The following is a 19772-nucleotide window of genomic DNA, read 5'->3' on the forward strand; positions in this document are numbered from 1 at the left end:
TCTGCCGGGAAGTCCGCCCCGGTCCCTAGCGTGGTGGACATGACGCAGACGACGAAGACACCGCGCACCGCGGCCGGTTCACCGGCGGGAGCGCAGCCCGCGATCCGCTTCCGCGGGGCCGCCAAATCCTTCGGCCCCGTGCACGCCGTCGCCGGCATCGACCTCGACGTACGGCGCGGTGAGACCGTCGCCCTGATCGGCCGCAACGGCGCCGGGAAGTCCACGGCCATCAGCCTGCTGCTCGGCCTGAACGAGCCCGACGCGGGCACGGTGCACCTCTTCGGCCGCACGTTCTGGGAATCCATGCGGGGCTACGCCCGGCGCGGCAACACCGTCCTGTTCTCCACCCACTACCCGGCGGCCTCTGGTTCCCGGTCGGGCTGTTCCCCGAGTGGAGGCGCTCCCTGTCCGAGTTCACCCCGACCCGCCGCTTCGCCGAGATCGGCCGGTCCCTCGCCGCCGGCGCCGCCCCCGGCCTCGCCGCCGTGGTCATCGCGGTGTGGGCCCTGCTGTTCGGCTCGTACGCGGTCCTTTCGTACCGTCGGTCCGCGAGGACGGTGCAGGTCATGGAACGGGGAAGCGGAATGAGCGGCAAGCGGGGGATCGTGTGGGAGCGGAGGCCCGACTGGCAGGCCCGCACGGCGCAATGGCGGGCCGCGGAGAAGACGCGCAGGGCGGGCGCGGCGCCGTCCGCGGAAGGCCACGGCCCTGAGCAGGGCTGCGACGGTGACGACGGCCCCGGCCCGACGCGCGGGCCGCGCGCCTTCACCCTCCTGCCCTGGCTGCTCCTCGGGATGGGAGCGGTCTCCAACGTCATCCACGGCGAGACCCCGAACCCGTGGGTCGGCGCCGTGGGCCTGCTGACCTTCAACTCCCTCTACATCACATTGGTGTTCCGCGCCTTCCACAAGCGGGCGCGGGAGGCGGCCGGCACCCGCTGGTGCCTGGTCGCACTGGGAGTGGTCACCTGCGCCCTTGCCCTCGCGTACGGGGACAACTGGCTGCTGTTCTTCCCGCTGCTGGGGCTTGCCACCGGGGCGGTGCTCCGGGGCCGCAGGCTCGGCCAGGTGATGCTCGGCATCACGGCTCTGGCCGCGGCGGTCTCGGCGCTGCACGAGGGCTGGGACGCCATCGGGATCGTCTACGGAACCCTGCTCTCCGGCATGGTCACCGGGGCCATCCTGGCCCTCGCGGAGACGGTGGGGGAGCTGCGCGAGACGCGGCAGGAACTGGCCAGGGCCGCCGTGGACCAGGAGCGGCTGCGCTTCTCCCGCGACCTGCACGACCTGCTCGGCCACACCCTGTCCGTGATCGTGGTCAAGTCGGAGGCGGCCCGCCGGATCGCGCCCCGCGACATGGAGGCGGCCCTCGAGCAGGTCCGCGACATCGAGTCGGTGGGCCGTCAGGCGCTCACCGAGATCCGCGAGGCCGTGACCGGGTACCGCGAGGCGAGCCTCGCGGCCGAACTCGACCGGGCCCGCGGCGCCCTGACCGCCGCCGGCATCGAGCCCGTCGTACGGCAGTCGGGCCCTCCGCTGCCCCCGCAGGCGGCGGCGCTGCTGGGCTGGGTGGTCCGCGAGGCCGTCACCAACGCCATCCGCCACAGCGGCGCGGCCACCTGCGAGATCGAGGTGACCAGCGGCGCGGAACGGGCCGCCCTGGTGATCACCGACGACGGGGGCGGCGTAGGCTCGACCCCTCCGGGCAGCGGACTGACCGGACTCACGGAACGCCTCGCCGCGGCGGGTGGCACCCTGAGCAGCGGCCCGGCCCCGGGCCGGGGTTTCCGGGTCACCGCCGAGCTCCCGGTGGAGCCGGCCGCGGAAGGGAACGAGGGGGGCCGATGATCAGGATCCTGCTGGCCGAGGACCAGGGCATGATGCGCAGCGCACTGGCCCTGCTGCTCGGGCTGGAGGAGGACATCGAGGTCGTGGCGCAGGTCGCCGCCGGGGACGGGATCGTGACCGCCGCCCTCGAAGCCCGGCCCGACGTGGCCCTGCTCGACATCGAACTGCCCGGCCGCAGCGGCCTCGACGCGGCCGCCGAGCTGCGCACGGCGTGCCCGGAGTGCCGGGTGCTGATCCTGACCACCTTCGGCCGGCCCGGCTACCTGCGGCGGGCGATGGAGGCCGGAGCCGCGGGGTTCCTGGTCAAGGACGGGCCGGTGGAGGAACTGGCCGCCGCGGTACGCCGGGTACTGGCCGGGGAGACCGTGATCGACCCCTCGCTCGCGGCCGCGGCGCTCAGCGCCGGGCCCAGTCCGCTGACCCCGCGCGAGGTCGACGTACTGAACGCCGCCGTCGACGGGGCGACCGTCGCCGACATCGCGGCGAAGGTGTACCTGTCGGAGTCGACGGTGCGCAACTACCTCTCCTCGGCCATCGGCAAGACCGGCACCCGCAACCGCATGGAGGCCGTCCGGGCAGCCCGCCGCCAGGGCTGGCTCTGACGGACGCCACGAGGTCAGCCCGGCCGCCGAGCACGGCTGCTTCCCCGGCCAGGGTGGTCAGGTGGGCGGTCGGCCGGTCGGCCGGTCGGCTGGTCAGCCGGTCGGCGGCGGCGACCCGGCGGGCCCGGAGCCGTAGGGTGCCGCGGTGACGGCGGCCTTCCAGCCCCAGGCCGTGAGCATGCCCGGGGACAGTCCGGTGCACTCCGGGGAGTCCAGGTAGCGCACGGCCTCGTCGAGCCGGGCGTCGTCGACCAGCCCCGTCGCCACCATGGCCGCCCGCGCCCGGCCCCAGGTGTCGGCCCAGAACCTGCTGATCGCGCTCCCGGGCAGGAGCGGGGGTACGTGGATCTCGGCCGCCACCGCCTCCAGCCCGGCGGCCCGCAGCAGCTCTGGCCGGCGGGCCACCTGGGAGACGTCGGTCCCGATGGTCTCGCGCAGCCCCTGCCACATGGCGCGCATGGCGCGGGTGTACGGAGTGTCGGGCGCCGAGTCCGTCGTGAGGTCGACCGCGTCGCTGACCACCAGGACCCCGCCCGGAGCGAGCAGCCCGGCGAGCCGGGAGACCAGCTGCTGCGGGGAGGGCAGGTGCATGAGCACGAAGCGGGCGTGGACCAGTTGGAACAGCCCGGGGGAGAAGCCGTCGGAGGTGATGTCCGCCTGGAGGGTGCTCAGCCCCGGCACGGGGTGCGCGGCGAGGAAGCGTACGTCGCGGTCGACCGCGAGGACCCGGTCCACTCCTGCCTCGCCGAGCAGCCGGCGGGCCACCGTGCCCGTTCCCGCGCCCACCTCAAGGCAGTTCCAGCCGGGCCCCGCTCCCAGGTGCCGCAGCCGGGCCATGGTCGTCTCGTCGTAGACGAGGGCGCCGAGGTCGATCCGGTCGTCCTCGCCCCGTTCCTCGGGGCGGAAGACCTGCTCACCGTAACGGCCCTCGCTCGGGGGCCCAGTACCGGCCATGCGGCCATCGTGACAAGCGGGAACGGAAGCCGCACGTCGTGGGCGCCCGGCGGGTTTTCCGGTCGGGCCACTACTTGCCAAGTTGGAAAGTAGAAGCCATCCTGGACAGGAGGCAGACGGGAAACGGCTGCCCGACCGAGGAGGGGGAAGAGTCATGGACGGAACGGGAAGCGCCGCAGGGGCCCTGGGGCGTGCCGTCGAGCTGGAGAAGGCGGCGCTCCGGCGCAGTGGCTGGTACGGGCGCTACCTCGCGGTGTTCGGCGCCGGCCAGTTGTTCCTGGTGCCGATGGCCCTGCTCTGGCGCGGGCCCGCCGCGGGCGCCGCGTTCGCCGTGGCGCAGGCGCTGATCGTCGGCGGACTGAGCCTGTACGCGGCCCGGCAGCGCGTGATGCGGCGCGGCTTCGGGCTCCGGCACGGAGTGATCATCGGAACCTGGGGCGTGCTCTTCGCCGCGACCGTCGTCCTGGGCGCCAACGTCTTCACCGGCAACGTGGCCTTCGCCGCCGCCGGAGCCCTGGTCTGCGCGCTGCCCGCCGCGATCGGTGCCCGGCTCGAACTGCGGGGGCAGTCGTGACCACCGACCCGGGGTCCGGAACCCATCCCCGGCACGGGCTGGATCCGCTGCTCAACGCCCCGGTCAGGCTGTCCGTGGTCGCGGCCCTGGCGCCGCTGGACAAGGCCGAGTTCGGCTTCCTCCGCGACCTGGTCGAGGTCTCGGACTCGGTCCTCTCCAAGCAGGTCGCGGCCCTCGAGGAAGCCGGCTACGTCGATGTGCACAAGGGCCGCGTCGGCCGCCGCCCGCGAACCTGGCTGTCGCTGAACGCGGAGGGCCGCGCCGTCTACCGGCGCCACCTGGAGGCCCTGCGGGCCATTGCGGCCGACTGGTCGTAGCGCGCACCGTCCGCGCACCGTCCGCGCGCCGTACGTCCGCCCGGATATCCGGAACCCCGGCGCGGGCGCCCGTGCCGCGCGGCAGCCGGACGCCGGATGCCCCGAAGGGCTCCGGCTGCGGCCCGCGCATTCCCGGGCCTACTCGCCGTCGGCCTCGGCCTCGGAGGCGAGCGGAACCTCTCCCTGGGTCTTGCTGAAGCCGAGCGCCTCGGCGATGCGGCCGTCCGTGACGCGCATGACGTTGACCCCGGACACCCACTGGTCGGGGCCGTCGCCGAAGCGGTAGGTCCACAGGATCGTGGCGCGATCGCCGGCGAGGAGCACCTCCTGCGGCGTGAACTGGCTGCTGCGGTCCTCGGCGAGCGCCCCCCACCAGGCCGTACAGGCTTCGCGCCCGACGACCCGTTCCCCGCTCGGCGCCGGCTGGACGCTCTCCATCACGCATTCCTCGGCGATCAGGTCGTGCAGGAGATCGGCCTTGTGCTCGATGAACGCGCGGTTGAAAAGGTCGATGACCTCGGCGGTGCTGCGTACGGACATGACGCCTCCTCGAAAGAGATAGACCGTTCGGTCTACTTCAATAGATAGACCGGTTGATCTATCGTGTCAAGGGCTGGCAGAATCACCCCCATGACCACCACCACCGCAGCCGCCAGGCCCGGCCCCCGGGAACGGCTGCTGCTCGCGGCCCAGGAGCTGACGTACACCCAGGGCGTCGGCGTCGGCGTGGACGCCCTCCTCAAGGCGGCCGGCGTCGCCCGCCGGTCGCTGTACGAGCACTTCGGCGGGAAGGACGGCCTCATCGCCGAGGTGCTGCGCCGCAGCACCGCCGAGGACGAGGCCGAGTACCGGGCGACGATGGCCGCCGCGGGCGAGGACCCCCGGGCCCGGCTCCTCGCTGTCATCGACAGGCTCGGCACGATCGCCTCGGCCCCCGACTTCCACGGCTGCCGCTACCTCGCCGCCGACCTCGCACTCGCCGACCCGGCCCACCCGGGCCACGAGGTCACCCGGGCCTACCGGCGTACCGTCCACGGCCTGTTCAGGGACGAACTTGCCGCCCTCGGCCACGCGCGCCCCGAATTCGCCGCCGACCAGCTGCTCATCCTCGTCGACGGCCTCCTCGCCGCCGGCGCGACGCGCCCCGACATCCGGCCCGCGGCCGCCTCCCGCGAACTCGCCGAGCACATCATCGACTCGGGCCTGGCCCAGCCGTTCCCGCGGACGCCGTGCGCCCCGGTCAGCGGCCGTACGTGCCCGTGCAGAGCTGGGTGATCGCCGGGCTCGTGACACCCTGCGAGGAGCGGCAGAGCTCCGCCATGTCGATGCGGCCGGGTGCCGGCGCGGGACCGCTGCGCCGTGGTGCTGCGGGCTTCGCCCCGGGCGCCCGCCGCTTCGGTTCGGCCTTGGGCTTGGCCCTCGGCTTCGGCTTCGGGGCCGACTCGGTCCGGGGCAGGTGCCCGGACCGCCGGTCGGCGGCCGGGCGGCCGGTGTCGGGCTCCCGGCGCAGTTCGGTCCGCTGCCCGGGTGCGTCCGAGGTGCCGGCCTGCTCCGGCCCGTCCGCCGACGTGACCGGCGCCGGGTCCGCGCTCGCGGGCAGCTGCGTCAGCGGCCAGGCGGCGGCGGGGGTCCCGGCGGGGGAGGTACGGGCCGCCGGCGGTTTGTCGTCGCGGACGCCCGATCCGGAGACGGTGACACAGCCCGATGCGGTCAGGAGGGCGGCGAGGAGGAGGGGAAGGGTCCGGCGGCGCATTCGATCACTGTGTCGTACCCGGGTCCGCTCCCGCGCCGACGGCACGCGGACATGACCCCGACGAGTGATCACCGAGACAGCGGGCGGTGCGACGGCGCGGGCAACCGGAACCCGGGGAGGCGGTCAGTTCTCCAGGCGGACGGGCATCAGGAGCGAGAAGGTCTCCTCCGTGTCGGGCCGGCGGATCGCCAGGGGCGCCGTGGGGGCGGCGAACTCCAGGACCAGCCGGTCCGGGGCTCCGGCGGCGAGGGCGTGCAGCAGGAATTCGCGGTTCAGGGCGACGCGGTCCTGGTCGTCGTCACCGTCCTCGCAGACGGCCACCGTCCCGTCGGCCGTCACCTTGAGCACCGTGAGATCGCAGGACACGCCGTCCTGTTCGCGGACCTCGCTCGCACGGACGGGCCCGGATTCCACCGCCTCCCGGAAGGCCGGGACGTCGACCGGGACCCGGCGCCCGGCCGGCAGGCGCACGAGGCGGCGGTAGTCGGGGAAGCCGTGGTCCAGGCACTGTCCCGCCACTTGACGGCCCCCGGTCTCCAGGGCCACGCGGTCGCCGTCCACGGTCAGTTCGGCGGATGCGCCGTCGCTCAGCAGCGCCCGCATCGCGTCGGCGAGCGGGGACGGCACGACGGCCTGCACCCGCGGCCCGGCGTGACCGGTGGTACCGACCCAGGCCACGGCCATCCGGTACCGGTCGGTGGCGACGACGCGCAGGTCCTCGCCCTCGATGTCGAACAGGACGCCGCCGAGCACCGGAAGCTCCGGATCGGCACTGGCGGCGAAGCGGACCGCGTCCAGTGCGGCCGCCAGCTCGGGTGCGGATACGGCCGGCCGGACGGTCGTGGTACGGGCCGAAGTCATCGGGTTCTCCCTGTGGTCGAGTAGGGCTCGGATCGTGGAGAACTCGGTGCGCGCATCGGACAGCCCGAGCTCGAGACGGCGCAGATGCGCGTCGAGCAGCTTCAGGACCAGGTCGGTGTCGGTACCGGACCAGCCGGCGAGCACCAGCCGGATGTCGGCCAGCGGCATCCCGGCCCGGCGCAGCCGGGCCAGCAGCCGGGACTCGTCGAGCTGCTCGGCGCCGTACCAGCGGTACCCGCTGACCGGATCCACCCAGGCCGGAACCAGCACACCCGCACGGTCGTAGAACCGCAGGGCACTCACCCCGAGCCCGCTCTCCCGGGCCATCTCACCGATACTGCGCATCTCGCTCTCCACACCCGGAACTCTGAGCCCTCCACCAGGTCGAGGGTCAATCCCGGCCGGCCCGGACATCCACTCGACGTCCCCGCTCTGCTGGAAGCGGGTGGGCGTCACACCGGAGGCGGTGGAGTTCGTGCCGGGCCCACACCGCGGTGGACGCCGGGTCACCACTGGGCGAGGAGAGGGGTGTCCGGTCCGTGCTGCCGCCAGGCTTCGGTGAGGCGGGAGAGGCGGGCGGGGGCAGCGATGCCGCGCACGGTGGCGATCTTTCCGCCCGCGAGGTCGAAAGTCACGGAGCCGACGACCTGATCGTCGACCACGGCGAGGACGGCGGGGGTGCCGTTGACGACCGCGTAGTGCATGGCGGGCGTGCCGCCGGCCAGTCGCCGCTTCGCGGGGCTGGGTTTGAATCCGGCCCGTGCGACGGCGGCGACACGCTGCGGAGTGTCGAACCGCAGCAGCTTCTCGGCCAGACCGGCGCCGTCGGAGATCGCGATCACGTCATCGGTGAGCAGCGCCACCAGCCGTTCAGTGCGGCCTGAGGAGGCGGCGGCGAGGAATTCCTCGACGATCCTGCGGGCGGACGCCGCGTCCACCTCGCCGTCGCTGCGGCGGCGGGCGGCGGTGACGCGCTGCCGGGCCCGGTGGAGGTGCTGCTGGCTCGCGGACTCGCTGATGTCGAGGATCCCGGCGATCTCGGCATGGCCGTAGGAGAACGCTTCGCGCAGGACGTAGACGGCCCGCTCGTGGGGTGACAGTCGTTCCATGAGCGTCAGTACGGCCAGGGAGACCGATTCACGCTGCTCGAAGGTGTCGGCGGGGCCGAGCATCGGATCGCCGTCGAGGAGCGGTTCGGGCAGCCAAGCGCCGACGGTGCGTTCACGGCGGGCCTGTGCCGAGCGGAGCCGGTCGAGGCAGAGGTTGGTGACGACCTTGGTCAGCCATGCCTCCGGCACCCTGATCTGCTGCCGGTCGGCGGCCTGCCAGTGCAGGAACGCGTCCTGCACGACGTCCTCGGCGTCGACGGCGGAGCCGAGCAGCCGGTAGGCCAGCGAGGCCAGCCGGCTCCGGCCGGCCTCGAACCGCTCGGTGTCGAAGCGATCAGTGGCGGTACTGTCCACGCGGACCACCCTAGACGATCTTGCGGAAGTGGATGAAGGGGTCAGGCTGCCGCAAGGGCAGCCGGGTCCTCGGCGGCGGCGGAAGCGGCGGAGGGGCGGGTGCGCAACCCGCCGGCAAGGCACAGCACCAGTCCGAGCGTGAGCCAAGCCGCCAGGACGGTGGCGGAGCGGGTGGCGCCGTAACCGTCGAAGAAGGCGCTGGAACGCAGCAGTTGACCGCCCGCCCCGGGCGGTAGCAGTTGACCGAGGGTGCCGGACCAGCCGGGGAGCATCTCGGGTGCGGTCGCGGTGCCCGACAGGGGGTTGCCGATGAGCATCATGGTGGCGGCGCCGAGGCCGAAGCCGATGTACCCGAGCAGTGACTCGAGACCGAGGACGGTCAGGGAAACGGCCGCGACGGTCAGGGCGATGGCGCCGCAGTTGGCCCAGTAGGAGCCGTCGAGTGAGCCGAACCAGAACTGCAGGATCGCCGCCACCGCAAGGCCGCCGGTCACGGCGAAGGCGAGCGCTCCGGTGACGCGGCGGACACTGCCGCGGAGGAGCCTGGGCAGGAGCAGGGCGGCGACCAGGCCGCCCATGACCAACGGCAGGGCTCCGGCGGCCAGTCCGGTGCCGCGAGGGTCGTCGGCCGGCAGTGGGACGAGGTCTCGGGCGGCGGCCGCCGGGCCGGTGTCCTGTGCCTGGACGAGGGCGGTGGCGATGCTGTTCAGGGTCTGCGCCACGGCGGTGCTTGCGGCGGACGCGGTGATGACCTGTGGGGTGCCGGAGCTGAGGTCGATCGCCCCGTACACCTCACGGTCGCGGATCAGTCGCTCGGCGGCGGCGGTGTCGGCGACGTCGGTGACCTCGAAGCCGTCGGGAAAGCGTTGGTCGAGTACGGACGTGATCCGCTCGACGGCGGGGGCGGGCCCGGCGACGGCGATCGGCACGTCATGCACCGATGAGCGTACCGACGGCCAGGCGAAGGCGGTGAGCAGCAGGCTGATGCCCACCGTGAGCAGGGCGACCGCCCTGGCCACCGTCGGCCAGGGCGAGGGCGACACATCGGCTGCGGGCGCGGCCCGAGTGGATCCGACGAGCACGGCTACGCCACCGCCGTCTCGGCGGACGATGCGACCGGCGCGGCAGCCAGGCGGTGCTTGCGCTTGGGCAGGCCGAAGGTCGGGTGGGAGGTGGCCCACAGCGACATCCAGACGATGCCCGCCTTGATCCGCGCGGCCTTCCGGCCACCCGTGAACTTCGGCTTCGGCTGTCCTTCGTCGTCGACCATCTGCAGGATCCCGTCCCGCCGCCCGAGGCTGATGTGGTTGCCCACGTACTCCAGCCCGGTGTGCGCGATCTCGCGGCCGGTCAGGCGTCCCACGAGCGCGGCCACGGCCTGCCGCCCGGTGTAGCCGGCCGAGGCGCAGGACATCGGCAGTGGGCGGCCGTTGTCGCCGATTGCGTGGACGCTGTCGCCGACGGCGTAGACGTTCGGGTGCGAGACCGACCGCATGGTGCGGTCGACCACGATCCGACCGTCCTCGGTGACCTCGATCCCGCCGGTGGCCGCGAGGGGGCTGACCGCGAACCCGGCCGTCCACACGGTCGCGTCGGACGCCAGGACGGTGCCGTCGGCGCACAGCACCCGCGCTGCTTCGACGGCTTCGACATCGGTGTGTTCCCGGACGGTGGTGCCCAGCCGCTCGCACGACCGGCGCAGGTGGCCGCGCGCTCCTGCCGAGAGCCGGGCGCCCAGCTCCCCGCGGGCGACCAGCGCCACCGACAGGCCGGGCCGGGACTCGGCTATCTCGGTGGCGGTCTCGATGCCGGTCAACCCGTCGCCGACGACCACCACACGCCCTCCGTCGCCCAGGCCGGCCAGGCGCTCGCGCAGGCGCAGCGCGGAGGGCCGGGCGGCGACGTCGAACGCGTGCTCGGCGACGCCGGGGACGCCGTGGACATCGCCGTGACTGCCGAGCGCGTAGACAAGCGTGTCGTAGCCGAGCTCGCCGCCACCGTCGGCGTCGGCCACGGCGACGACCTGCCGCTCGGGGTCGACCGCGGTGACACGGGCCAGTCGCAGCCGGACCCCCGTGCCCGCGAAGACGTCGGCAAGCTTCGGGGCCCCGATCTCCTGGCCGGCCGCGAGCTGGTGCAGCCGCAGCCGCTGGACGAAGTCGGGCTCGGCATTGACCACGGTGATCTCGGCATCCTCCGGGGACAGCCGACGGGCCAGGGTCCCGGCCACGTAGGCCCCGGCGTATCCGGCGCCGAGGACGACGATGCGGTGCTGATTCATGTCTCGCTCCTGTCGTTTCGTTCTGCCTGCTCTCGGTGGCTTGAGCGGGGCAGCGCCCCGATTCCTGACAGGAACCGAATGTGACGTGCGTCACGTCGCCCGAGGGGTGTCATCCCGCTGCGCGCGACGCCGGGGCGGCGCAGGTGCGGGCCGAGCTGAAGCAGGTGCAGGGCGAGCATCGAGGTTTCGGCGTGCTCCTTGTCCGGGCCGGTGGCCTGCCAAGGCTTTGGCGAGGCGTGTGTTCGGGTCGCCCGGGAAGGGATGGGCCGATCGTCCGGCCATCGCGGAACGACGTGGAAGTGGAGGTGGGGGACCGGCTGTTCCGACCCCGGGCCGCTCGCGCTCAGGATGTTCACCCCCGAGGCGTCCAAGGCGGTCCGCATGTCCATGCGATCCATGGTGCGACTCTGCCGCATCCCGCGCATTCCGCGCATCCCGCGCACCCCGCAAGATCCCGAAGTCCGGTTAAGCTGCACGGAATCGTCAAGGGGGAGACGTCGAACCATGCTTACGCCGCCATTGCAGCCGGGAGCGCAGCGGGCTGACGGATCATCCGTCCGGATCGGTGCCCTCGTTCCGCTGACCCGGCCCGGCTGGGTCGAGGCGGGCCGGCACCTGCTCGCCGGGCTCGAGCTGGCCGTCCGCGAGGTCGGCGACGCCGGCGGCATCGACGGGAAGCCGCTCGAACTGCTGGTCCGGGATACGGCGGCCGATCCGCAGCGGGCCGCGGAGGCCGTGGACGAGTTGGCGGGCCTGGGCGTGGCCGCCATCGCGGGGGAGTACCACAGCGTCGTCGCGCGCGCCGCTGCCGCCAGGGCCGACGCCCTCGGCGTACCGTTCCTCTGCTCCTCGGCGGTCCTCGACGGCCTCACCGAACAGCCGACGGACTGCGTCGCGCGCCTCGCCCCGGCGCAGTCGCACGGCTGGCGCATCTATGCCGACTTCCTCCTCGATGCGGGCCACACCCGGATCGCCGTGGCGACCGAGCCGGGCGCGTACTGGGCGTCAGGGACCCGCATCCTCCGAGAGCACTTCGCTCCACGCGGCGGCACGGTGATCGAACTCGATGCCCGCGCCCTCGCTCCCACGGCCCTGTGCGACGAACTCGTCGCCCACGACGTGACCGCCGTGCTGCTCCTGGTCGGCTTCCCGGAGCCGGCCGTGCCGATCGTCACGTCCGTCCGCGGCGACCGGCGCCTCGCCGGGATCACGATCGGCGCTCCGGCGGGACAGCCGGAGTTCGCCGAATGGGCGGCGCTGCTGGGCGATGACGGCGCCGCCGTGCCGTTCCTGCGCTATCTGCCCGAGACGCTCACCCCACTCGGTGCCCGAGTCGAGAAGGCGCTGAGCGAGAGCCTGTCCGCGGCGCCCTCCTTCGTCGCCTTCGAGGGCTACGACACCGTCACCGTCCTCGCCGAACTGCTGCGTACCCACGGCACCGGCGGGGTGCGCATCGCCGAGTCCTGGTCGCGCGTCGCGGCCGAGGGAACCCGCGGGCAGATCCGGTTCTCCCGTACGCCGGGGATCAGCGTGTGGCAATGGGCGTGGCCGCCGGTCCAGGTCGTCGACCGGGATCCGGCGGCGCCCGACCGCCTCCGCGTCCTGCGCACCGGGTGACGCAGGGCGCTGATCACCGATCGAGCGCCGCCCCTGATGCTTTCGCCGGTTTCCGCTCTTCACCACCGAGGTACGAGGAGATCCATGGCCGACACCGTCAACTCACTTGCCACCCGTGTCCACGAACTGCTGGTGGCGCTCTTCACCCAGGGTCCCGCCGCGGCGGACCCGACCCGGGACCTGCACGACGTCGTGGCGCGCGGCACTGCGCTCGGCCCCGACGGCATGTGGCTCGCCGCCGCGGGCCAGGTGACGCTCGGCTTCCTGGCCGTCGCACGCGGACAGACGGACCAGGGCATCCATCACCTGGACGCCGCGGTGGCAGGCGGCTACAACGACTGCGTGGCCCTCCACAGCGCCGCGATACGTCCCCTGCACCACGACCCCCGCTTCCAGGCCCTGTACCAGCGGATGCGCATCACGACCGCCGATCTCGACGAGTTCTTCTGGCTGCACCAGGAGATGGCGATCATGACGAGGGAGGTCCAGGACGCGGCCGTCGACAACATCGGCCGCATCGACTCGGGGGTGTCGATGCTGGCGCAGGCCCCCATGCCGACCCGCGAACCCCACACCGCCGGCGTCCTGATCAGCCGCATCGACTTCGCCGCGACCCAGACCGCGCTCCAACGGGCCGTCCTGAAGGCGGAGTTCCAGCGCAGCTCCGGGAACACCAGCCTCAGCCTCATCGACGACTCGTGGGACTACTCCCGTGCCAGGCGCGACGCCCGGCATGCCGACGACCTGGATTCCCGACGCCAACGGGCCGCCGAGGCGCGGGCCTTCGTGGAACGCCCCGGCGCCGGCGCCCTGCTCGTCCCCTGCCCGCCACTGGGCTCGATCACCTTCCCGGGCTGAGGAGGGCCGGACCGGCAGGACGTCGTGTCAGTGGTCCACGGTGACCACGATCTTGCCGAACTGGGTGTTGGATTCCATGTGCCGGTGCGCCCGGACGATGTCCTCCAGCGGGAAGACGCCGTCCACCACCGGCCGCAGGGTCCCGGTGCGCAGGCTGGAGGTGATGAAGGCCGTCGCGCGGTGCATCCGCTGCGGGTTCAGGGCGGGCATGCCCAGGTCGAACCCGGGGTAGGGCGTGGGCCGTCCGCTCTGTGCGCCCCACAGGAACAGGTTCCGCCGGGGGCAACTCCCCGGGCCGGATCGACCACGCCCGGACCGGCGACGGTGTCGAAGACGTACTCGGTGCCCCGCCCGCCCGTCACCTCCAGCAGGCGTCCCGTCATGTCCTCCCCTGCCGAGACGATCACCTCGGCCGCCCCGGCATCCAGCAGCCGTTGCCGCTTGTTGCGGGTACGGGTGACCGCGGCCGGCACGGCACCCACCCGGTTCGCGGTCTGGATGAACCGGGCCTTCCCCGGACTGCTCGACGCCGTCACCCCGCGCCGCCCCGAGGCGGGGTGACCCGCATGGAGACCGGTGGGGCCGGCGCGACCACGGACGAGCTCTTCGCCGGGGCACTGGGCGAAATAGGCGGCGGCGACGGACCCGTGCCCTGTCTCGTGGCCCTGCACAACCGACCGACCAGGGAGGTCTTCGACCGGTCGGTCCGGCTGCTGGCCCGCGAGGACCCGGTGGAGAGGGAGCTCGGCGCGCGGATCCTGCGCGAGCTGGGTCCGTGGGACGGCGAAGGCCGCCGGCCGTTCACCACCGAGACCGTCGATGCCGTGCTGACCGGGATCGGGGACGAGCCCGACCCGTGGGTCCTGCGGTGGATGATCTCCGTACTCGGCTACCACCGCGCCCACGGCGCCCTCGGCCTGGTGCTCGGCCACCAGGCCCACCCGGCGCAGCCCGTACGGTTCGCGGTCGCCGCCGCGCTTCCGGAACTGGCCGATCCCGAGCGGACCGAGAGCCGCGTCGTGGAGGCCCTGCTGCGGCTGGCCGGAGACGGCGACGAAGACGTGCGCTGGTACGCCCTGTACGCGCTGTTCCACGAGACGGCCGGGATCACCGACGCGCAGCGGAGGCGCTGGGCCGTGGACCTGACCGGGCAGGCGGACGCGCAACGCCGCGCGGAACTGGCCCACTTGGCCACGACCCTCGACGAGCACGCCGACCCCGCCCTGCGCGACCTCCTCGGCCGGGCGCGGTGAGCGCTCAGGCGATTCCCACCGTGTAGGCGGCGCGGTAGCCGGCGCCGGCCGGCGCGAGCGCCAGCGTCATGGCCGCGCCGGCGGCCCGGTAGCGGCTGTCCCGGCTGTTGGGATGCTTCGGTGCCGGACGGCGCGCGTAGGGCCGCAGCGCGTACACCTTCAGCAGGATGTCCTCGGGGAAGAAGAACTGGGAGGTCGTCTCGGTGCGCGTGTCCGGGTGCACCTTGAAGTGGATGTGCGGCGCCAGCCCCGCGTACCAGCCGGGCACGATCGTCCGGAACACACAGCGGCCGGAGCCGTCCGTGACCTGGGTGCCGCGCAGGAAGGTGGCGTTGCCGGTCGAGTAGGAGCCCGAGGAGTCGGCGTGCCACACGTCGACGTGGGCGTCCCGCAGCGGCCGGCAGCCCTCCGACACCTTGACCACCGTCAGGTCCAGCTGCAACGGGACTCCGTCCCGGCCCTCGGTGATGTCCGACCGGACCCGGTCCAGGTCCATGTAGTACGGCCCCGCGCCCGCCTCGGTGGCGAGGACGCAGGACGGGGAGCCGGTGGCGCCCGGCGGCCTCGACGGCGCGGCCGACGGCTGCCCTGCCGCACCCCTGGTCCCGGCCGGGCCGCCGCAGGCCGCGGTCAGTGCTGCGGCCCCGGCCGAACCGGCGGCCAGCAGAACCGCGCGACGGCTGGCCCGGGTGGTGTCGTTCCCGGCGTCTTTCGCAGCGTCGTTCTCGCCCATGCGAACCCCTCACACGTACCTCTGGGTGCCGCCACGCGCGGACGGCTGCGCACAGTGACCAACCGTGCCGGACGGCAGGGTTCCCGGTCGGCACCGACACACCCGCCGCTCCGAGCCGTCGCACTCCGTCACCCCCGGCGGGCCGAGCGGCCCGCCCCACGCCCTCGTGGCATGGTGGGAACCCAGTGATCGGAGCGGTGGCCGGCGTGCGGGCAGGTGGACATCATGGACGGACCCGTCATCGACTACCGGGAGGTCTTCCAGGCCCTGCCCGGCGGGGTCGCCCTGCTGACCACCGAGCTCGTCTACGCGGACGCCAACGAGGCCTTCCTCTCCATGGCCGGGCGCACCCGCGAGCAGGTGATCGGCCGCTACCTCTTCGACGTCTTCCCCGACAACCCGAATGACCCCGCCGCGACCGGCATGCGCAACCTGTACGCGTCCCTCCGCCGGGTCGCGGTCACCGGCGAACGCGACACCATGGCGCTGCAGCGCTACGACGTCGAGTACCAGGACCGGCCCGGGGTGTGGGAGGAGCGGTACTGGAGCCCGGTCAACGTCCCCGTCCTGGCCGCCGACGGCTCCGTGGCGCTGCTGCTGCACCGGGTGGAGGAGGTGACGGAGCTCATCCGGGCCCGCGGAGACCGCTCCGGCAGCGATCACGCCTCGGTGCTGGAGGCCGAGCTCTACACCCGTGCCCGGGAGCTGCAGGAAGTCAACGAACGCCTGCGCCGGGCCATCGCCCGCGAACGGGAGGTGGCCCTCCACCTCCAGCAGGCGATGCTCCCCGCACCGCGACCGCTGGCCCACCACCAGGCCGCCGTCCGCTACCGGCCCGCCGTGGGAGCCCTGAACGTGTGCGGCGACTGGTACGACCTCGTGGACCTGGCCGACGGCCACCGCACCGCCGTCGCGGTCGGCGACGTCGTCGGCCACGGGCTGCGGGCGGCCGGTGTGATGGGCCAGCTGCGCAGTGCGCTGTCCGCGGCCTCGCGGGTCGCCGACGGCCCAGCCCAGGCCCTCGAAGTCGTGGGCCTGTACTCGCGTTCCGTCGAAGGGGCCGAATCCACCACCGCCGTGTCGGTCTTCATCGACTGGGACGGCCGCACCCTCGCCTACAGCAGTGCGGGACACCCCCCGCCCGCGCTGTGCCGGCCCGACGGCACCGTCACCTTCCTCGACCAGGCGACCGACCCCCCGCTGGGCGTCCGCCCCGAGCACGTCTCCCGCCCCCAGGCGCAGAGCGCCTTCGCCGACGGATCCGTACTCGTCCTCTACACCGACGGACTGGTGGAACGCCGCCGGGAGGACATCGACACCGGCCTCCAGCGGCTGGCCCGCTCGCTCGCCCGCCACCACACGGCCGACCCCGACACCATCGCCGACGGCCTCCTCGCCGACCTCATCCCGCCCGCCGGAGTCACCGACGACACCGCCCTCATCGTCGTGAGGCTCTGACGGCGGCTACGCTTCCGCCGTGAGCAGCGCGCAGTTGAGCCGCCGACGCGCGGTCGGTGCCGGAGTCGGGGCGATCGCGCTCGCGCTGTCCGGATGCTCGGGACACCCGGCCCCGGCGCGGCGGCTCCGGCTCGCCACCGGGCCGGAGGGCGGCCCGTACAACGCCTTCGGACACGCCCTGGCCCAGGCCGCCGCCGCGGGCGCCGATGCGCCGGACGTCGTGCCGGTGAGCACGTCCGCCAGCGTGGACAACCTGCGGAAGCTGGAGGACGGTTCCGCCGACCTGGCGCTGGCCATGGCGGACGTGGCCGAGGAGGCCGTCCTGGGGCGCGAAGGGTTCTCCCGGCCCGTCGGTGTGACGGCGCTGGCCCGGATCTACGTGAACTACACGCACCTCGTGGTTCCGGCGGCCGGTCCGGTGCGGGCGCTGGGCCGGCTGGCGGGCCGTCCGGTCGCGGCCGGTGCGGCGGGGTCGGGGGTGCAGGTCCTGGCGGGGCGGGTGCTGGCCGCGGCCGGGCTGGGTGACGGCCCGGCCCGGGCCCACGAGCGGCAGCTGGGCCTTGCCGAGTCGGCAGAGGCGCTGCGTACGGGCGCGGTCGACGCGCTGTTCTGGTCCGGCGGTGTGCCCACGCCGGCGCTGTCGGGGCTGGCGAACGAACTCCCCTTGCGGTTCCTGCCGTTGGACGGCTACGTGGCGGCGCTGCGGGAACGCCACGGCCCCGTCTACACGGCGGTCACCCTGCCGGCTCCGGCGTACGGGCTGACGGAGCCGGTGGGAACCATCGGCGTCGGCAACTACCTGCTGGCCCGGGACGACGTACCGGCCGGTGCCGTACGCGCCCTGCTCCAGGTGGTGTTCGACCGCAGGCAGGACCTGCTGCACGAGGTGACGGCGGGAGCGCGCCTGGAGCCGCGGTTCGCGATCTCGACCGGGAAGGTGCCGCTCCATCCGGGCGCGGTCGCGTACTACCGCTCGGTGTACGGCTGACGGTCACGATCGCGGTCGCGAGCGCGGTCACGGGCAGGGGAGCCGGAGCTCGGCGACCAGGCCGTGGGGCGTATTCGCCCCGACGTCGAGCAGGCCGCCGCTGATCCGGGCGATCTCGTCGGCGATGGCCAGTCCGAGCCCGCTGCCCGGAACGTTCTGGTGCTCGGGGGAGCGCGTGAAGCGCCGTACCAGCAGCGTGAGTTGGTCCTCGCGGACGCCCGGGCCGTCGTCGGCGACCCGTACCACGGCCATCCCGTCCGCGCTCCGCGCGGCGGACACCTCGATACGGCCGCCCCGCGGCACGAACTTGACGGCGTTGTCGAGGAGCGCGTCCAGGATGCGGCCGGTGGCGTCCGGCAGGGCGCGTGCGCGCAGGTCCTGCGGCAGCTCCGAGGCCGCCAGTACCAGTCCGGCGCCGCGGAAGACCGGGTCCCACGCCCTCACCCGCTCACGCACGGCCTGCGACACGTCCTGCTCCTTCGGCTCCGCCGCACCGGACTCCACCCGGGCCAGGGCCAGCAGGCCGTCGAGCAGTTCCTCCAGGCGCCCGGCCTCGTCCAGGGCGCGGGTGTGCTCGGCCCGGCCCGGGCCGGGGGCGACGTACGGTTCGACGTTCTCCAGTTGCAGCACCAGGGTGGCCAGCGGATTGCGCAACTGGTGGGAGGCGTCGGCGACGAAGTCGCGCTGGCGGCCGATGGATTCGGAGACGGCCTGCGCCATGCCGTTGAAGTGCTGCCGCAGACGGCGCAGTTCCGGCGGCCCGGTGGCGGAGACGGCCCTTGCCTGGAGGCTGCCCGAGGCCAGGCCCTCCACCGCCCGGTCCAGGTCGAGGAGCGGTCGCATCAGCCAGCGCGAGATGCCCGCCGCGACCAGGGCCGCAGCCGCGAACGCGGCGAGCGCCCCGGCGGCGATGAGCGACCAGCGGACCGTCACGTCCCGGCGGGCGGCGCCGGTGGGCACGGTCAGCAGGACGGCGCCGCTGACCCGCTCGTCCCGGCCCACCGGCTCCGCGAGCACGACGGTCGCCGGGCCCCAGGGGCGAAGGGTGGGGAGCCGGTCGGTGGAACGTCCGGTGAGGGCGCGCCGGCAGGCCTCCGCCGCCGCGGAGGGGAGACCCGGAGCCCCCGGACCGGAACCTGCATCCGCCCCCGCACCTGCCCCCGCTCCGGCACCCGCCCCCGTCCCGGCCTGCGCGGTGGTCGTGCCCGCCGTGTCGATCACGGCCACCTCCGCCCCGTACAGCTCGGCGTACCGGCTGATCTCGGCGGACAGTTCCGACCGGTCGGCGTCGGTGCGCATCCGTTCGGCGAGGTCGGCGAAGCGCACGGCTTCCGAGCGCCGCTGCAGGAGCAGGTGTTCGGTCCGTCCTCGTGCATAGGCGTCGGCCAGGGGGAGGCAGAGCAGCAGCGCCGCGACCCCCATGAGCACCATCAGCACCGCGAGGAGCCTGCGTCTCACCGAACGCCGTCCCGCCCGTCGCGCGACGCGGGGGAGCCGAGCTGGTAGCCGAACCCGCGGACCGTACGCACCAGACCGGAGCGGCCGGTCTTGGCGCGGATGCCCGCCACGTGGACGTCCAGCGAGCGCGAGGCGGCGAGGAACGCGTCCCCCCAGATCCGGTCCAGGATCTCCTCCCGGGAGTGGACCTCGCCGGGCCGCGCGGCCAGCAGGGCCAGCACGTCGAACTCGCGCCGGGTCAGCTGGACTTCCTCACCCGCCACGGTGACCGTGCGGCCCGCCAGGTCGACTTCGACGTCCCCCGTGCACACCGGCCCGCCGTCGGCGGGAGCCGGCGCGGTACCGGCGGAGTGCGACTCCGTGCGGCGGCGCACGGAGTCGATACGGGCCATCAGCTCGGCCATCCGGAACGGCTTGACGACGTAGTCGTCGGCCCCCGCCCGCAGCCCCTGCACGATGTCGCGCTCCTCGCAGCGCGCCGTCACCACGATCAACGGCGCGCCGCAGACCGTGCGCAGCCGCCGCAGGAGCTCTATCCCGTCCAGGTCGGGCAGCCCGAGATCGAGCAGGACGAACTCGGCCTCGCGGACGTGCCGCAGGGCGTCCAGGGCGCGGGCGACCCGGCGGACGGTGTGCCCGCGCTGGGCGAGGGCGGTGCCGAGCGCCTGGGCCATGCGGTCGTCGTCCTCGACGAGAAGCGCGTGCACGAACGGCCTCCTCGCGACCGGCAGCCGGTGACCCGTGACCCGTGGTCC

22 protein-coding genes and 1 pseudogene are annotated in these 19772 nt (G+C 73.8%); 11 read left to right on the plus strand and 12 right to left on the minus strand.

The genetic code is table 11. The annotated features are described in order from the left end of the window. Window positions 1-102: 102 nt before the first annotated feature. The 3 genes and pseudogenes from ACIGFK_RS16485 to ACIGFK_RS16495 form a co-directional block, all read left to right on the plus strand. Window positions 103-354: pseudogene (locus ACIGFK_RS16485) on the plus strand (ATP-binding cassette domain-containing protein); the annotation flags it as partial. 230 nt (window positions 355-584) lie between these two features. Next, window positions 585-1847 (plus strand): sensor histidine kinase, encoded by a 1263-nt coding sequence (locus ACIGFK_RS16490; protein WP_400052280.1) that lies wholly within the window; start codon window positions 585-587, stop codon window positions 1845-1847. After that, window positions 1844-2449 (plus strand): response regulator, encoded by a 606-nt coding sequence (locus ACIGFK_RS16495; RefSeq protein WP_386463007.1) that lies wholly within the window; start codon window positions 1844-1846, stop codon window positions 2447-2449. The genes ACIGFK_RS16490 and ACIGFK_RS16495 overlap by 4 nt, the downstream gene beginning before the upstream one ends. A gap of 93 nt (window positions 2450-2542) precedes the next feature. Here the strand turns inward: ACIGFK_RS16495 and ACIGFK_RS16500 are convergent, their stop codons facing one another. Then, entirely contained in the window at window positions 2543-3403 is an 861-nt protein-coding gene (locus ACIGFK_RS16500) for a class I SAM-dependent methyltransferase (protein ID WP_400052282.1), read from the minus strand. Between the two features lie 154 nt (window positions 3404-3557). Between ACIGFK_RS16500 and ACIGFK_RS16505 the strand changes: the two genes are divergently transcribed. Both ACIGFK_RS16505 and ACIGFK_RS16510 read left to right on the plus strand, forming a co-directional pair. Further along, complete coding sequence (locus ACIGFK_RS16505; RefSeq protein ID WP_386463013.1) at window positions 3558-3977, plus strand: hypothetical protein; 420 nt, start codon at window positions 3558-3560, stop codon at window positions 3975-3977. Next, complete coding sequence (locus tag ACIGFK_RS16510; protein ID WP_386463016.1) at window positions 3974-4294, plus strand: winged helix-turn-helix domain-containing protein; 321 nt, start codon at window positions 3974-3976, stop codon at window positions 4292-4294. Before ACIGFK_RS16505 ends, ACIGFK_RS16510 begins: the two co-directional genes overlap by 4 nt. 138 nt (window positions 4295-4432) lie before the next feature. Here the strand turns inward: ACIGFK_RS16510 and ACIGFK_RS16515 are convergent, their stop codons facing one another. Further along, the gene (locus ACIGFK_RS16515) at window positions 4433-4834 is read right to left on the minus strand and encodes a nuclear transport factor 2 family protein (RefSeq protein WP_386463019.1); all 402 of its coding nucleotides are present in this window, start codon (window positions 4832-4834) and stop codon (window positions 4433-4435) included. 90 nt (window positions 4835-4924) lie between these two features. On the opposite strand from ACIGFK_RS16515, the gene ACIGFK_RS16520 reads away from it, so the two are divergent. Next, entirely contained in the window at window positions 4925-5569 is a 645-nt protein-coding gene (locus tag ACIGFK_RS16520; RefSeq protein ID WP_376655210.1) for a TetR/AcrR family transcriptional regulator, read from the plus strand. Here ACIGFK_RS16520 and ACIGFK_RS16525 read toward each other — a convergent pair. From ACIGFK_RS16525 to ACIGFK_RS16545, 5 genes are all read right to left on the minus strand, one after another. Next, a complete protein-coding gene (locus tag ACIGFK_RS16525; protein ID WP_400052286.1) occupies window positions 5535-6047 on the minus strand; it encodes a hypothetical protein in 513 nt (170 codons plus the stop codon). The two genes, ACIGFK_RS16520 and ACIGFK_RS16525, sit on opposite strands and share 35 nt — an antisense overlap. 123 nt (window positions 6048-6170) lie before the next feature. Further along, window positions 6171-7253, minus strand: a complete 1083-nt coding sequence (locus ACIGFK_RS16530) for a MerR family transcriptional regulator (RefSeq protein ID WP_400052288.1) — start codon at window positions 7251-7253, stop codon at window positions 6171-6173. Between the two features lie 161 nt (window positions 7254-7414). Then, the gene (locus tag ACIGFK_RS16535; protein ID WP_400052290.1) at window positions 7415-8371 is read right to left on the minus strand and encodes a sigma-70 family RNA polymerase sigma factor; all 957 of its coding nucleotides are present in this window, start codon (window positions 8369-8371) and stop codon (window positions 7415-7417) included. A 41-nt stretch (window positions 8372-8412) separates the two neighbouring features. Next, entirely contained in the window at window positions 8413-9453 is a 1041-nt protein-coding gene (locus ACIGFK_RS16540) for an ABC transporter permease (protein WP_376655206.1), read from the minus strand. 2 nt (window positions 9454-9455) lie between these two features. Next, window positions 9456-10652, minus strand: a complete 1197-nt coding sequence (locus tag ACIGFK_RS16545) for an NAD(P)/FAD-dependent oxidoreductase (protein ID WP_376655205.1) — start codon at window positions 10650-10652, stop codon at window positions 9456-9458. A 504-nt stretch (window positions 10653-11156) separates the two neighbouring features. On the opposite strand from ACIGFK_RS16545, the gene ACIGFK_RS16550 reads away from it, so the two are divergent. Further along, the gene (locus ACIGFK_RS16550) at window positions 11157-12269 is read left to right on the plus strand and encodes an ABC transporter substrate-binding protein (protein WP_400052293.1); all 1113 of its coding nucleotides are present in this window, start codon (window positions 11157-11159) and stop codon (window positions 12267-12269) included. An 84-nt stretch (window positions 12270-12353) separates the two neighbouring features. Next, a complete protein-coding gene (locus ACIGFK_RS16555) occupies window positions 12354-13127 on the plus strand; it encodes a hypothetical protein (RefSeq protein WP_400052295.1) in 774 nt (257 codons plus the stop codon). Window positions 13128-13154: 27 nt separating this feature from the next. On the opposite strand, the gene ACIGFK_RS16560 is transcribed toward ACIGFK_RS16555, so the two are convergent. Beyond that, the gene (locus ACIGFK_RS16560; protein WP_400052297.1) at window positions 13155-13337 is read right to left on the minus strand and encodes a zinc-binding dehydrogenase; all 183 of its coding nucleotides are present in this window, start codon (window positions 13335-13337) and stop codon (window positions 13155-13157) included. Then, window positions 13325-13798 carry a zinc-binding dehydrogenase gene (locus ACIGFK_RS16565; protein WP_400052299.1) on the minus strand — a complete coding sequence of 158 codons (474 nt, stop codon included), beginning with the start codon at window positions 13796-13798 and terminating at the stop codon, window positions 13325-13327. Before ACIGFK_RS16565 ends, ACIGFK_RS16560 begins: the two co-directional genes overlap by 13 nt. On the opposite strand from ACIGFK_RS16565, the gene ACIGFK_RS16570 reads away from it, so the two are divergent. Further along, window positions 13694-14380 carry a hypothetical protein gene (locus ACIGFK_RS16570; protein ID WP_400052380.1) on the plus strand — a complete coding sequence of 229 codons (687 nt, stop codon included), beginning with the start codon at window positions 13694-13696 and terminating at the stop codon, window positions 14378-14380. The two genes, ACIGFK_RS16565 and ACIGFK_RS16570, sit on opposite strands and share 105 nt — an antisense overlap. A 4-nt stretch (window positions 14381-14384) precedes the next feature. Here ACIGFK_RS16570 and ACIGFK_RS16575 read toward each other — a convergent pair whose 3' ends face one another. After that, window positions 14385-15113, minus strand: a complete 729-nt coding sequence (locus tag ACIGFK_RS16575; RefSeq protein ID WP_376655199.1) for an intradiol ring-cleavage dioxygenase — start codon at window positions 15111-15113, stop codon at window positions 14385-14387. A 225-nt stretch (window positions 15114-15338) separates the two neighbouring features. On the opposite strand from ACIGFK_RS16575, the gene ACIGFK_RS16580 reads away from it, so the two are divergent. Then, window positions 15339-16571: a PP2C family protein-serine/threonine phosphatase gene (locus tag ACIGFK_RS16580; RefSeq protein WP_386463052.1), complete on the plus strand. Its 1233-nt coding sequence runs from the start codon at window positions 15339-15341 to the stop codon at window positions 16569-16571. Window positions 16572-16590: 19 nt separating this feature from the next. Continuing rightward, a complete protein-coding gene (locus ACIGFK_RS16585; protein ID WP_386463055.1) occupies window positions 16591-17559 on the plus strand; it encodes a TAXI family TRAP transporter solute-binding subunit in 969 nt (322 codons plus the stop codon). Between the two features lie 27 nt (window positions 17560-17586). Here the strand turns inward: ACIGFK_RS16585 and ACIGFK_RS16590 are convergent, their stop codons facing one another. Further along, window positions 17587-19017, minus strand: a complete 1431-nt coding sequence (locus tag ACIGFK_RS16590; protein ID WP_400052303.1) for an ATP-binding protein — start codon at window positions 19015-19017, stop codon at window positions 17587-17589. Continuing rightward, on the minus strand, window positions 19014-19724 hold the full coding sequence (locus tag ACIGFK_RS16595; protein WP_400052305.1) for a response regulator transcription factor: 711 nt from the start codon (window positions 19722-19724) through the stop codon (window positions 19014-19016). Before ACIGFK_RS16595 ends, ACIGFK_RS16590 begins: the two co-directional genes overlap by 4 nt. Window positions 19725-19772 lie beyond the last annotated feature (48 nt).

This window comes from Streptomyces sp. NPDC085524, from assembly GCF_044541755.1.
GTDB lineage: Bacteria > Actinomycetota > Actinomycetes > Streptomycetales > Streptomycetaceae > Streptomyces.

Coding starts and splice junctions, on each gene's coding strand:
- ACIGFK_RS16530 (WP_400052288.1), bottom strand. CDS start 7,253: ATGCGCAGTATCGGTGAGATGGCCCGGGAGAGCGGGCTCGGGGTGAGT.
- ACIGFK_RS16560 (WP_400052297.1), bottom strand. CDS start 13,337: ATGCCCGCCCTGAACCCGCAGCGGATGCACCGCGCGACGGCCTTCATC.
- ACIGFK_RS16520 (WP_376655210.1), top strand. CDS start 4,925: ATGACCACCACCACCGCAGCCGCCAGGCCCGGCCCCCGGGAACGGCTG.
- ACIGFK_RS16570 (WP_400052380.1), top strand. CDS start 13,694: ATGGAGACCGGTGGGGCCGGCGCGACCACGGACGAGCTCTTCGCCGGG.
- ACIGFK_RS16580 (WP_386463052.1), top strand. CDS start 15,339: ATGGACGGACCCGTCATCGACTACCGGGAGGTCTTCCAGGCCCTGCCC.
- ACIGFK_RS16505 (WP_386463013.1), top strand. CDS start 3,558: ATGGACGGAACGGGAAGCGCCGCAGGGGCCCTGGGGCGTGCCGTCGAG.
- ACIGFK_RS16545 (WP_376655205.1), bottom strand. CDS start 10,652: ATGAATCAGCACCGCATCGTCGTCCTCGGCGCCGGATACGCCGGGGCC.
- ACIGFK_RS16525 (WP_400052286.1), bottom strand. CDS start 6,047: ATGCGCCGCCGGACCCTTCCCCTCCTCCTCGCCGCCCTCCTGACCGCA.
- ACIGFK_RS16490 (WP_400052280.1), top strand. CDS start 585: ATGAGCGGCAAGCGGGGGATCGTGTGGGAGCGGAGGCCCGACTGGCAG.
- ACIGFK_RS16495 (WP_386463007.1), top strand. CDS start 1,844: ATGATCAGGATCCTGCTGGCCGAGGACCAGGGCATGATGCGCAGCGCA.
- ACIGFK_RS16500 (WP_400052282.1), bottom strand. CDS start 3,403: ATGGCCGGTACTGGGCCCCCGAGCGAGGGCCGTTACGGTGAGCAGGTC.
- ACIGFK_RS16555 (WP_400052295.1), top strand. CDS start 12,354: ATGGCCGACACCGTCAACTCACTTGCCACCCGTGTCCACGAACTGCTG.
- ACIGFK_RS16575 (WP_376655199.1), bottom strand. CDS start 15,113: ATGGGCGAGAACGACGCTGCGAAAGACGCCGGGAACGACACCACCCGG.
- ACIGFK_RS16550 (WP_400052293.1), top strand. CDS start 11,157: ATGCTTACGCCGCCATTGCAGCCGGGAGCGCAGCGGGCTGACGGATCA.
- ACIGFK_RS16515 (WP_386463019.1), bottom strand. CDS start 4,834: ATGTCCGTACGCAGCACCGCCGAGGTCATCGACCTTTTCAACCGCGCG.